11 protein-coding genes are annotated in these 12,813 nt (G+C 64.9%); 9 read left to right on the forward strand and 2 right to left on the reverse strand.

Annotation, left to right across the window (positions count from 1 at the left end):
- Positions 1 to 198 precede the first annotated feature (198 nt).
- From AC5PZ0_RS16040 to AC5PZ0_RS16065, 6 genes are all read left to right on the forward strand, one after another.
- Positions 199 to 1,554 carry a M16 family metallopeptidase gene (locus AC5PZ0_RS16040; protein WP_186683357.1) on the forward strand — a complete coding sequence of 452 codons (1,356 nt, stop codon included), beginning with the start codon at positions 199 to 201 and terminating at the stop codon, positions 1,552 to 1,554.
- On the forward strand, positions 1,547 to 3,037 hold the full coding sequence (locus AC5PZ0_RS16045; RefSeq protein ID WP_493855316.1) for a M16 family metallopeptidase: 1,491 nt from the start codon (positions 1,547 to 1,549) through the stop codon (positions 3,035 to 3,037). The genes AC5PZ0_RS16040 and AC5PZ0_RS16045 overlap by 8 nt, the downstream gene beginning before the upstream one ends.
- Positions 3,037 to 3,639, forward strand: a complete 603-nt coding sequence (gene rsmD, locus AC5PZ0_RS16050; protein ID WP_027592324.1) for a 16S rRNA (guanine(966)-N(2))-methyltransferase RsmD — start codon at positions 3,037 to 3,039, stop codon at positions 3,637 to 3,639. The genes AC5PZ0_RS16045 and rsmD overlap by 1 nt, the downstream gene beginning before the upstream one ends.
- Before the next feature lie 120 nt (positions 3,640 to 3,759).
- Positions 3,760 to 5,052: a M16 family metallopeptidase gene (locus AC5PZ0_RS16055; RefSeq protein WP_493855317.1), complete on the forward strand. Its 1,293-nt coding sequence runs from the start codon at positions 3,760 to 3,762 to the stop codon at positions 5,050 to 5,052.
- A complete protein-coding gene (locus tag AC5PZ0_RS16060) occupies positions 5,045 to 6,406 on the forward strand; it encodes a M16 family metallopeptidase (RefSeq protein ID WP_493855318.1) in 1,362 nt (453 codons plus the stop codon). The genes AC5PZ0_RS16055 and AC5PZ0_RS16060 overlap by 8 nt, the downstream gene beginning before the upstream one ends.
- A gap of 60 nt (positions 6,407 to 6,466) precedes the next feature.
- Positions 6,467 to 7,459, forward strand: a complete 993-nt coding sequence (locus AC5PZ0_RS16065) for a hydrolase (RefSeq protein ID WP_027592321.1) — start codon at positions 6,467 to 6,469, stop codon at positions 7,457 to 7,459.
- Positions 7,460 to 7,471: 12 nt separating this feature from the next.
- Here AC5PZ0_RS16065 and AC5PZ0_RS16070 read toward each other — a convergent pair whose 3' ends face one another.
- Together AC5PZ0_RS16070 and AC5PZ0_RS16075 are read right to left on the reverse strand one after the other, a co-directional pair.
- Positions 7,472 to 8,326, reverse strand: a complete 855-nt coding sequence (locus AC5PZ0_RS16070) for a sulfurtransferase (RefSeq protein ID WP_099430698.1) — start codon at positions 8,324 to 8,326, stop codon at positions 7,472 to 7,474.
- A gap of 35 nt (positions 8,327 to 8,361) precedes the next feature.
- Entirely contained in the window at positions 8,362 to 9,027 is a 666-nt protein-coding gene (locus AC5PZ0_RS16075) for a TetR/AcrR family transcriptional regulator (RefSeq protein ID WP_027592319.1), read from the reverse strand.
- 150 nt (positions 9,028 to 9,177) lie between these two features.
- Between AC5PZ0_RS16075 and AC5PZ0_RS16080 the strand changes: the two genes are divergently transcribed.
- From AC5PZ0_RS16080 to AC5PZ0_RS16090, 3 genes are read left to right on the forward strand one after another with little or no spacing between them, the layout of a single operon-like run.
- A complete protein-coding gene (locus AC5PZ0_RS16080) occupies positions 9,178 to 10,608 on the forward strand; it encodes a coniferyl aldehyde dehydrogenase (RefSeq protein WP_493855319.1) in 1,431 nt (476 codons plus the stop codon).
- A gap of 10 nt (positions 10,609 to 10,618) precedes the next feature.
- Entirely contained in the window at positions 10,619 to 11,104 is a 486-nt protein-coding gene (locus tag AC5PZ0_RS16085; protein WP_099430700.1) for a twin-arginine translocation pathway signal protein, read from the forward strand.
- 20 nt (positions 11,105 to 11,124) lie between these two features.
- Positions 11,125 to 12,723, forward strand: coding sequence for a GMC family oxidoreductase (locus AC5PZ0_RS16090; protein ID WP_493855320.1), 1,599 nt, complete (start codon positions 11,125 to 11,127; stop codon positions 12,721 to 12,723).
- Positions 12,724 to 12,813: the final 90 nt, after the last annotated feature.

Below are 12,813 nucleotides of genomic sequence, written 5' to 3' on the forward strand. Positions count from 1 at the left end.
GCAATGACGCATCGGGAATTCTCTATACGCAGAACAGACTATCTTGAAGCCGGCTGGTTCATGCGCAACGTTTTGTCTTAGTGTCCTGTGGGCCAGAACGGCGACAGGCATGGTCGCCAGGCAACCGGATCAGTATCCTAGCACCTCCTGGCCCGCCGACGCTAAACCCTGCGGGCCGCCGAACAGGTTAAACACCGTATGAATGCTCTAGCCCGCCGCGCCGCTGGCCTGTTGCTCGGCACGCTCTGCCTGCCGCTCGCGGCCTTCGCCGCCGATGTGCAACCGACCCACGAATTCATCCTCGACAACGGCCTCAAGGTGGTCGTGCGCGAAGACCACCGCGCGCCGGTGGTGGTCTCGCAGATCTGGTACAAGGTGGGCTCCAGCTACGAGACCCCGGGCCAGACCGGCCTGTCCCACGCCCTTGAACACATGATGTTCAAGGGTAGCGCCAAAGTCGGCCCCGGCGAGGCCTCGCGCATCCTGCGCGACCTGGGTGCGGAAGAGAACGCCTTCACCAGCGACGACTACACGGCCTATTACCAGGTGCTGGCCCGCGACCGCCTGCCGGTGGCCCTTGAGCTGGAGGCCGATCGCCTGGCCAGCCTGCGCCTGCCCGCCGACGAGTTCAGCCGCGAAATAGAAGTGATCAAAGAGGAGCGCCGCCTGCGCACCGACGATCAGCCCAATGCCAAGGCGTTCGAGCTGTTCCGCGCGATGGCCTACCCGGCCAGTGGCTACCACACCCCGACCATTGGCTGGATGGCCGACCTCGACCGCATGAAGGTCGAAGAGCTGCGCCATTGGTACGAATCCTGGTATGCGCCCAACAATGCCACCCTGGTGGTGGTCGGCGATGTCACCGTCGATGAGGTCAAGGGCCTGGCGCAAAAGTACTTCGCCGGCATTCCCAAGCGTGCAGTGCCGCCCGCCAAGCTGCCGCTCGAGCTGGCCGAGCCCGGCCAACGCCAGTTGACCTTGCACGTGCGCACCCAGTTGCCGAGCCTGATCTACGGCTTTAACGTACCTGGCCTGCCGACCGCCAAGGACCCGCGCACGGTGCATGCCCTGCGCCTGATCTCGGCCCTGCTCGATGGCGGCTACAGCGCACGGATGCCAGCCCGCCTGGAGCGCGGCCAGGAACTGGTGGCCGGTGCGTCGTCCAGCTACAACGCCTTTACCCGTGGCGACAGCCTGTTCCTGATCTCGGCCACGCCGAACGTGCAGAAGCAAAAAACCATGGAAGACGTGGAAAAGGGCATCTGGCAATTGCTGGAAGAACTCAAGACCACGCCACCCAGCGCCGAAGAACTCGAACGCGTGCGCGCTCAGGTGATCGCCGGCCTGGTTTACGACCGCGACTCCATCAGCAGCCAGGCCACCACCATCGGCCAGCTGGAGACCGTGGGCCTGTCCTGGAAGCTGATCGACAGCGAACTGGACGAGCTCAAGCGCGTGACCCCGCAAGACATCCAGAACGCTGCGCGCACCTATTTCACCCGCGAACGCCTGAGCGTTGCCCATGTATTGCCCGAGGAGTCCGCTCATGAGTGATCGCAGCGCACCACGCCACACCCTGCTGGCCACGGGCATCCGCGCCCTGGCGCTGGCGGCGGTATTGACGGCCCCGGCCCTGGCCGACAACGCGGCCAAGGCTGACAGCACCGCGGCCCGCCCGGCCAATACCCTGCAGTCGCTGGCCGAGCTGGACGGCAAGGCCCCCAGCCGACGTCAGCTGAACATCCAGCACTGGAACACCGCCGAAGGCGCCCGGGTACTGTTCGTCGAAGCCCGCGAACTGCCGATGTTCGACCTGCGCGTCACCTTCGCCGCCGGTAGCAGCCAGGACGGCGGCACGCCAGGCCTGGCCGCCTTGACCAACGCCATGCTCAACGAGGGCGTGGCCGGCAAGGACGTGACCGCCATTGCCGAAGGCTTCGAGGGCCTGGGCGCAGACTTCGGCAACGGCTCGTACCGCGACATGGCCGTGGCATCGCTGCGCAGCCTGAGCACCAAGGACAAGCGCGAACCGGCGCTCAAGCTGTTCGCTGAAGTGGCAGGCAAGCCGACCTTCCCCGAGGACGCCCTCAAGCGCATCAAGAACCAGATGCTGGCCGGCTTCGAATACGACAAGCAGAACCCCGGCAAGCTCGCGGGCAAGGCCCTGTTCGGCAAGCTGTACGGCGACCACCCGTACGCCCACCCGAGCGACGGCAGCGCCGAGAGCATCAACGGCATCACCCTGGCACAGTTGCGCGCCTTCCACGCCAAGGCCTACTCGGCCGGCAACGCGGTTATCGCCCTGGTCGGCGACCTCAGCCGCGCCGAAGCCGAAGCCATTGCCGCCCAGGTATCCGCCGGACTGCCGAAAGGCCCGGCGCTGGCTGCACCGGCCCAACCGGCCGACCCCAAGGCGGGCCTTACCCACATCGACTTCCCGTCCAAGCAGACCCACCTGATGCTGGCCGAGCTGGGTATCGACCGCCAGGACCCGGACTGGCCGGCCCTGTCGCTGGGCAACCAGATCCTCGGCGGTGGTGCGTTCGGCACCCGCCTGATGAGCGAAGTGCGTGAAAAACGCGGGCTCACTTACGGCGTCTACTCGGTGTTCAGCCCGATGCAGGTACGTGGTCCGTTCATGATCAACCTGCAAACCCGCGCCGAACTCAGCGAAGGCACCCTCAAGCTGGTCCAGGACATCCTGGCCGATTACCTCAAGAGCGGCCCGACCCAGCAAGAGCTGGACGATGCCAAGCGCGAGCTGGCCGGCAGCTTCCCGCTGTCCAATGCCAGCAACGCCAGTATCGTCGGCCAACTGGGGGCCATTGGCTTCTACAACTTGCCGCTGACCTGGCTGGAGGACTTCATGCAGCAGTCCCAGGCGCTCACCGTCGAGCAGGTCAAGGCAGCCATGAACAAACACCTGTCAGCCGATAAACTGGTGATCGTCACCGCGGGCCCCAAGGTGCCGCAAAAACCGCTGCCAGCCCCCACTGACAAGCCTTCCGAGCAACCGCTCGGCGTACCGGAGCACTAATGCCAAGATCCACCCCTCCCGCCCGCCCTCAACCGGGCCACAGCAAGGGCCAGGGCCACCTGCGCATCATCGCCGGCGAGTGGCGCAGCCGCCGCCTGGCGGTGCCTGAAGGCGACGGCCTGCGGCCAACGCCTGATCGCGTACGCGAAACCGTGTTCAACTGGCTCGCGCCCTACATCGAAGGCGCCCGCGTGCTGGACGCGTTCACCGGCAGCGGCGCGCTGGTGCTGGAAGCCTTGTCGCGCGGTGCCGAAGACGCCGTGGCACTGGACAGCAACCCCGCCGCCATCAGCAACCTCAAAGACAACCTCGAGCTGCTGCGCTGCCCTCGCGGGCAAATTCTGCAAACCGACGCGCTGCGCTACCTGCAGAACCCGGCCAAGCAGCAGTTCGACGTGGTGTTCCTCGACCCACCGTTCCACCAGGACCTGCTGGCCAACACCTGCAACCTGCTGGAACAGAACCAGTGGCTGCGGGAACAGGCGTGGATCTACACCGAGAGCGAGACCGCACCCTCGGCCTTGCAACTGCCGGGCAACTGGCGCCTGCACCGGGAGAAAAAGACCGGTCAGGTGCATTACGCGCTCTGGCAGCGGGGCTGACGGTCTGACACCTGGCGGGCGTACATAGTCAGCGTCCTGCGTTGACGTATATAGCTACCCCACCGCCACCGGCCCCATGGCTGAAGCTGCTCCTTCGTTAATAGCAGGAGCACTTCAGCCATGACGGAACACCCAAAGCCGGCACCTTCGGTACAGTTCTTCTCACTTGCCAATGGCCTGCGCGTCTACCTGCGCGAAGACCGTCGCGCCCCGCTGGTCAGCGTGCAGCTGTGGTACCACGTAGGTTCAAGCTACGAGCCTGACGGCCATACCGGCCTATCACATGCCTTGGAACACCTGCTGTTCGAGGGCAGCAGCAAACTGCCCAGTGGGCAATATTCGACCTTGATGACCCGCCTCGGCGGTGACCCGAATGCGTTCACGCTGCAGGAGGCCACGGTCTTTCCATTGACCTTGCCCGTCAGCCGGCTGGAGATCGCGCTGGAAGCCATGGCCGACACCATGGCCACTGCGACACTCAGCGATGCGCCTTTCGCCCGCGAGCTTGCCGTGGTCATGGCCGAGCGGCGTGCCGATGTCGACAACAATCCCTTGGCGCTCGCATTGGAACATCACCAATTGCTGGCCCATGGCAACAGCCGCTATGCAACACCGGTGATCGGCTACAAGACCGACCTCGCCCTCATGACCCCAGCCGCGGCCCGCACCTGGTATCAAACCTGGTATCACCCAAACAACGCCACCCTGTCAGTCGCCGGCGCCATTGATCTGCAAAAACTGCAGACACTGGTAGCAAGGCATTTCGCTGCGATCCCCGCCCACCGTCTGCCGCCCGAACAAACACCCGTCGCAGTTTCGGAGCTGGCTCGACGCTCGCAAACATTGCACCTGCAAGGCCTGAGACCTGGGGTGATCCTCAGCTTCAATCTGCCCAGTCAACGTACGGCCAAGAACCGCACGCAAGCCCTTGCTTTACAACTGCTGCCCGATCTCCTGAGCGAAGGCCAGGCCGCCACACTCCACAGTCGCCTGCTGATAACCGAACAGGTCCTGCAAGGGCTGAAGTCGACGTACGAGCCGTACCGACGCGGTGACAGCCTGCTGACCTTTTATGCCTACTGCAGCGCGCACGTCACGCCCGAGGCGGCCGCCGACAGGCTGATGGCCGAGATCGCTGACTTTCGCCAGCGATTGCCCAGCATTCAAGACCTACAGCGAGCCAAGGCACGCTGGCTGGCCAGGCAAGTGTTTGCCCAAGACGACATCGCGGAGCAGGCACATGTCATCGGCATGCAGGCGGTCTGTGGGCTGGCCCCCGGCGCGCTGGACGATGAGAGAGCAACCCTCGAAGCAGTGACGGCCGAGCAGATACACCAAGCTGCAGTCGACTACCTGACAGAGCCTCGTGCCGCGATCACCCTCATGCACAGCAAGGAGAGCACCGATGAATGACCGGATACTGGCACCCCTGGCGACACCTGGCATTTACGGCGGCCTGCTCAGCGCGCAAGGGCTAGACCTGCAGCGTTTCGAATCCATCCAGACCCAGGCATACACCTGGAGAACCGACGCTGGCACAGCAGTGACCTTCGTTGAAGCACGCGGTTTGCCGATCGTCGATGTGGTGCTGCGCTTCAAGGCAGGCACTGCTCAGGCTGACCAACCCAGCCTGGCGGCGCTGACGCTGTACATGCTCGACGAAGGCAGCCAGCATTTGGACGCCGTCGAGCATGCCAGGCGTATCGAACAGCTCGGGGCTATCGTCGAAAAAGAGATACGCCTCGAGTACACGACCCTGAGCCTGCGCAGCTTGAGCAACAGCGCCCTGCTCGAATCCGCCATCGAGCTGTTCACCAGCCTCGTTGCACAGCCAGCCTTTCCCGCACCCGCGCTGGACAAGGTCAAACGCCAGCTAGCGCTGCATGACACATACCAGGCCAGGCAACCAGTGCTCAGAGCACGCAACGAAGCGTATCGCCACCTGTTCAGCGGTCATCCCTACAGCAGCCTTCGGGGCGGTACTGCACAAGGGCTTGCAGCCGTCACGCCGGAACACCTGAAAGCGTTTCACAGACGCGCCTATTGCGCCACCAATCTGGACATGGTCATTGTCGGGGACCTTTCCCGGATAGAGGCACAGGACATTGCACAGCGCCTCAGCCAGGCATTGCCTCAAGACTGGGCTGCCGCCGAGCTGCCAGCCACGCCTGACACCCGCGGCGCAACGATCGACATCGAACAGGCCGGAGCGAGCACTACAGTCCTAATGGCGCTACCGATGAACGTACCGGCCAACGAGCCCGAGAGCCTGGCGCTGGTGTTGGCCTGCGAAGTACTGGGGGTGGGTACAGATTCCCGCCTGATGAAAGCGTTACGCCAACGTCGAGGGCTGACCTACGACATTCGCAGCCATTGGGTTCCCATGCGTGCAGGAGGCCTGTTCGCGATCGAATGGGAAATTGCCCCGGAACATGTAAACGGCTCACAGAACCTGGTAGACACTGTGCTGCGTGACTTTATCCAGAACGGGCCCACAGAAGCCGAGCTGCAACTGGCCCGCCAGCGGCTCGCAGGGCAGCTGCTGCGCGACGTTGCCCAGAACAAGCGCCTGGCAGCGCGGCTCATGAAAGCGACCCAACAACGCCTGCCTGCCGATCATCTGAACCTGTACGTCGAGCGCATGGCCGCCCTGACCCCAGGGGCGATTCGTGAAGTCATGCAGCGCCGATTCGACCTGACGCGCAAAGTGCTGGTCAGTGTCGGCCCGGCTGCCGATCAGCAACCGCTACCGGCCTCCGACCAATAGCGCAGGTACAGCGGCAGCGTTTCATGGCACTCTAGGCAGGCACATCACGAGTTGCCCAGCATGCCCAGTTTCACTGCCACGTTCCGCCCGGCCGTCGGCCTGTCCAACCCCCATCTGCAAACCCTGTGGGGGCCGCTCTGGCGCAAGCTGCCCGAACTGCAACGCGACCGCGAGCGGCTGTGGCTGGCCGATGGCGATTTCATCGACCTCGACTGGCACGGCCCGCACCAACCGGATGCACCGTTGGTGCTGGTCCTGCATGGCCTTACCGGTTCCTCCCACTCGCCCTATGTCAAAGGCTTGCAGCAAGCCCTGCAGGGCCGCGGCTGGGCCAGTGTGGCGGTGAACTGGCGAGGTTGCTCGGGCGAGCCGAACCTGCTGCCGCGCAGCTACCACTCCGGCGCCAGCGAAGACCTGGCAGAAATCGTCGCCCACCTGCGCGCCCAGCGCCCATTGGCGCCGCTTTACGCGGTGGGTTATTCGTTGGGTGGCAATGTGTTGCTCAAGTACCTGGGCGAAAGCGGACCGGCCAGCCAGCTGGAAGCGGCGGTTGCGGTCTCGGTGCCGTTTCGTCTGGACCAGTGTGCCGACCGCATCGGCCAAGGCTTTTCGAAGGTCTACCAGGCGCACTTCATGCGCGAGATGCTGGCCTATGTGCAACTGAAGCAGCGGCATTTTCATGAGAAGGGCCAGCATGAGCGGCTGGCGGCGCTGCAACGGCTGGGGCCGCTGACCAACCTGCGTACCTTCTGGGACTTCGACGGCAAGGTCACCGCGCCGCTGAACGGGTTCAACGATGCACACGACTACTACCGGCGCTCATCGAGCCGCTTCTTCCTGGGTGAGAATCGCACCCCAACCCTGATCATCCACGCCAGCGACGACCCGTTCGTCTCCAGTCACAGCTTGCCCCTGGCCAGCGAACTGGCGCCGCAGACGCACTTTGAACTGCACAACCGCGGCGGCCATGTGGGCTTTGTCGATGGCAGCCTGCGCAACCCGGGGTATTACCTGGAGCGGCGGATTCCGCAGTGGCTGGTAGAAGGCGCTTAGCGGCGGCCCGGGTCAATCCCCGGTAGCCACCCCGTGCGCCGGGTTGTTGATCCATTCGCTCCACGACCCCGCATACAGCCGCCCCAGCGGATAGCCCGCCAGTGCCAAGGCAAACAGGTTGTGGCAAGCGGTCACGCCCGACCCGCAGTAGGCCACCAGGTGCTCCGGCGAGCGTCCGGCCAGTTTTTCTGCGAACCGTTGCTTGAGCGCTTCGGCCGGCAGGAAACGCCCGTCGGCCCCCAGGTTGTCGGTGAACGCCGCGCACTGCGCGCCAGGGATGTGCCCGGCGATCGGGTCGATCGGCTCGACTTCACCCCGGAAGCGCGGCAGCGCGCGGGCGTCGATCAGCGTCAGCTCGGCATCGCCCAGGTGCTTGGCCAGGTGCGCGGCATCGATCAGCAGCTTGCTGTCCGGTTCGCCCTTGAAGGTCCCTTCGCGCTTGAGCGGTGGGTCCAGGCTCAGTGGCAGGTGCGCCGCATGCCATGCCTTGAGCCCGCCATCGAGAATCGACACGCCGCTGCGCTTGCCCAACCAGGCCAGCAACCACCAGGCACGAGCAGCAAACGCACCCGGGCCGTCGTCGTACAGCACCACCTCGCTGTCATTGTCCACGCCCCACTCACGCAGACGCTCGACCAGCCGCGCCGCATCGGGCAACGGGTGGCGCCCCGTACGCCCCTTGCTTATCGGGCCACTGAGGTCGCGCTCCAGGTCAGCGAAGTGCGCCCCGGCAATATGCCCCTCGGCATAGCTGCGTTGGCCATAATCCACATCCTCGAGGGCAAAGCGGCAGTCGAGGATCACCAAATCGGGCGAGCCCAGACGCTCGGCCAACGCTTCCGGGGTGATCAATTGCGCAAGGGGCATGACAATCTCCTGATCGATAGCACTCGGGCCCTGGTTTACAGTTCCAAGGCCTGGTTGAAGGGTACGTGGAATTCCTGGCACAGCGCGTCCACGGCGCTGCGGGCATCGGCGGTGACAAAGCCGAGCTCCAGCACCAACACCTGATAGACGCCCCGCTTGAAGGCTTCTTCACCCAGGTGCGCGGAATGCTCGCGCGTGGTGCTGAGAAAGCGCACCCACGAGGTCAGGACGATCCAGGCGTTGATGGTCAGCGACTCGATCTGCGCCGGCGCCATGGCCAGGATCCCGGCGTCGACGAAGCCACGGTAGATCGCCTGGCCCTGACGCAGGCAGCGTTCGGAAAACCGCCGGTAACGGGCGGCCAGCTCGGGGTCGCTGTCCAGCAAGTGCTCCAGGTCGCGGTGCAGGAAGCGGTAGTTCCACATCGCCGCGAGCAGGGCCTTGAGGTAGAAACGTTTGTCTTCCACGGTGGCGCAGCGCCCTTGAGGCGGGCGCAAAAAGCTGTCCACCAGCTCTTCGTACTGGCTGAACAACAGGGCGATGATCGCCTGCTTGTTGGGGAAGTGGTAATACAGGTTGCCGGGCGAAATTTCCATGTGCGCGGCAATGTGGTTGGTACTGACGCTACGTTCGCCCTGCTGGTTGAACAGCTCCAGGCTGTTCTGCACGATGCGCTCTCGGGTCTTCATGCGCGGGGCCATGCTCAGCTCCCAGTCTGCGGGCCTTGATCAAAGGGCCATCTTAAGGCGTATCCGGTGTGGAATACACCGCTCGACGCCAACGAAAAATTCGCACGATCGTTCGGATTAGAGTATAGGCTCTAGGGATTTCCTGCCCAGAGTCGAGCCGATATGTCCTCGCCCGTTGACGTGCCTCCTGTGCATTCCGACCTCGACCTGACGGCGAGGTTCGCCGCCCAACGCCTGGCCTTTGCGGGTAACCCCGCACCCCCGGCAGCCCAGCGCCGGCAATGGCTGAGGAGCCTGCGCGAGGCACTGCTGGCCGAGCAAACGCAGCTGATCGAAGCCATCGATCAAGACTTTGACGGGCGCAGCGCCGATGAAACCTTGCTGGCTGAATTGCTGCCCTCGGTCCAGGGCCTGCGCCACGCCGAAAAGCACCTGCGACGCTGGATGCGCGCCAGCAGGCGCCGCGTCGGCCTGGCCTTCCAGCCCGCCAGCGCGCAGGTGCGCTATCAACCGCTGGGCGTGGTCGGCATCATCGTGCCGTGGAACTACCCGCTGTTTCTCGCCATTGGCCCGCTGACCTGTGCCCTGGCCGCCGGCAACCGGGTCATGCTCAAGCTCAGCGAAGCAACGCCCGCCAGCGCCCTGGCCCTCCAGCAGTTGCTGGCGCGCGTGTTCCCCGAAGACCTGGTCAGCGTGGTGTTGGGTGAGGTCGAGGTTGCCCAGGCCTTTGCCCGCCTGCCGTTCGATCACCTGCTGTTCACTGGTGCAACCAGCGTCGGCCGCCAGGTGATGCTGGCCGCGGCGCACAACCTGACCCCGGTCACCCTGGAGCTGGGCGGCAAATCCCCGGCCATCGTCTCGGCCAGCGTGCCCCTGGACAGCGCGGCCGAGCGCATCGCCTTCGGCAAAACCCTGAACGCCGGCCAAACCTGCGTGGCCCCCGATTACGTGCTGGTACCGCGCGAGCGGCTGGGGGCCTTCAGTGACGCTTACCAGTCCGCCGTCCACCGCCTGTTCCCGCGTATCGCCGACAACCCCGACTACACCGCCATCATCAACCCGCGGCAGTTGCAGCGCCTGCAGCAGCTGCTGGACGACGCCCGCGACCAAGGCGCCCAGGTGCTCGACCTGTACCCAGGCGAGCCGCGCCAGGGCCGACGCCTGCCCCCTCACCTGCTGCTGCACGTGAACGACGAGATGCAGGTGATGCAGGACGAAATCTTCGGCCCGCTGCTGCCGCTGGTGCCCTACGACAGCCTCGACCAGGCATTGGCCTACATCAACCAGCGCCCTCGCCCACTGGCTCTTTACTACTTCGGCTACGACCGCAGCGAACAGGAACACGTGCTGCGTCACAGCCACTCCGGCGGCGTGTGCCTGAACGACACCCTGCTGCATGTGGCTCAGGACGACCTGCCCTTTGGCGGCATCGGGCCTTCCGGCATGGGCCACTACCACGGCCACGAGGGTTTTCTGACCTTCAGCAAGGCCAAGGCCGTGCTGGCCAAACAGCGCCTGAACGCTGCACGCCTGATTTACCCACCGTATGGCAAGGCCTTGCAGCGCCTGGTCTACAAGCTGTTCATTCGCTGAGCCCAAGCCCATGCAGCGTCGCGACTTGCTCCGCTTCAGCCTGGGCGCCAGCGCCTTCCTCGCCACCACCAGCCTGGTCGGCTGCACGGCACAGTCGGCCGCGCCCGGTTACAACGTGCTGCGTGATGACGACCTGCCCCTGTTGAGCGCGCTGATCCCGGTGGTACTGGCCGGCACCCAAGCCGTCGAGGCGCTGGTGCTGCACAGCCTCGATCACAAACTGGCGGCGCTGTCGCCAGAAATGCTCAAGCTCACCCGGCAACTGTTCGACGTGCTCAGCCTGCCGCTGACCCGTGGCCCGCTGACTGGCGTGTGGGGCGCCTGGCAGCAGGCCAGCAGCGAGCAGATCAACGCGTTTCTGCAACGCTGGCAGGACAGTTCGCTGAACCTGCTGCGCATGGGCCACGCCTCGTTGCTGCAATTGCTGCAGATGGCCTGGTATGAACGGCCGGAAGCCTGGGCTGCCTGCGGCTACCCAGGGCCACCGAAGATCTGACGACCACAAGAGCCTTGCCAATGCCTGTAATCGACCCGTTTCGCCAAGGCCTCGAACGCGGCTGGATCACCCACGACGGCTCGCGCCTGACGCATGACCTGGCCCTGCAGGCCGATGTCGCCGTAATCGGCAGCGGCGCTGGCGGCGCCACCAGCGCGCAGTTGCTCAGCGCCGCGGGGTTCAAGGTGCTGCTAATCGAAGAAGGCCCCCTGAAGACCAGCAGCGACTTCCACCTGCTGGAGAGCGAGGCCTACGCCAGCCTCTACCAGGAAGGCCTCGGCCGCATGAGCAAGGACGGCGCCATCACCATTCTGCAGGGCCGCGCCGTGGGCGGCACCACGCTGGTGAATTGGACCTCGAGCTTTCGCACGCCGCCACAGACCCTGGCCCATTGGGCCCGGGAGCACCAGGTCAATGGCTTGGACAACGAGGCGCTAGGCCCCTGGTTCGAGCGCATCGAACAGCAGCTGGGCATCAGCCCTTGGGCCTTGCCACCCAACGCCAACAACGAGGTCCTGCGCCGTGGCTGCGAACAACTCGGCTATCGCTGGGCGGTAATCCCGCGCAACGTGCGGGGTTGCTGGAACCTTGGCTATTGCGGCATGGGCTGCCCGGTCAACGCCAAGCAATCGATGCTGGTGACGACTATTCCAGCCACCCTCGACCAGCGCGGCGAGCTGCTCTATCTTGCGCGTGCCGAGCGCTTCGAGCACAACGGCGAGCGCATTACCCAGTTGCAGTGCACAGCCCTGGATGCCCAAGGGATAAACCCCACCGGCCGGCAGATCAGCGTGCGCGCCCGCCACTACATCCTCGCCGGGGGCGGTATCAACAGCCCAGCCCTGCTGCTGCGCTCCAACGCTCCCGACCCACACGCCCGCCTGGGCAAACGCACCTTCCTGCACCTGGTCAACTTCAGCGCGGCACGGTTCAAGGCGCGCATCGACCCCTATTTCGGTGCCCCGCAGTCCATCTACAGCGATCACTTCCAATGGCTGGGCGGCAGCGGCGGCCCGGTCGGCTACAAACTGGAAGTGCCCCCGCTGCACCCGGCCCTGGCCAGCACCCTGCTGGGCGGACATGGCAGCGAAAATGCCCAGCGCATGGCCGAGCTGCCGCATACCCACGTGATGCTGGCGTTGCTGCGCGATGGCTTCCACCCAGAAAGCCAGGGTGGCACGGTCGAGCTGCGTGGCGATGGCTCGCCCGTGCTGGATTACCCGGTCAATGACTACCTGCGCGACGGTTTGCGCCGCGCCTACCGCAGCATGGCGCAGATCCAGTTTGCCGCCGGGGCCGAGCAGGTGATGCCGGTGCACAGTGATGCCCGCTACGTCAACAACCTTGGCGAAGCCCTGACGATGATCGACGGCCTGCCACTGGCGCCGTTCCGCACACGCCTGGGCAGCGCCCACGTGATGGGCGGCTGTGCCCTGGGTGAAGACCCGCGACACGCGGTGTGCAACAGCCTGGGCCAGCACCATCAGCTGGAAAACCTGTCGATTCACGACGGCTCGCTGTTCCCCACCAGCATCGGCGCCAACCCGCAATTGTCGGTGTACGCCATCAGCGCCAAGCTCACCGAGGCCCTGATCGCCCGCCTGGCACACAACGCATGACAACGAATGCACCCACTGTCTATAGTGCCATCAGCCGGCCGCATGACTTGGCCGGGCGCTATCGCTGCGCTACCATCCGACTCCCCAACG

The organism is Pseudomonas sp. 5.2, assembly GCF_059025405.1.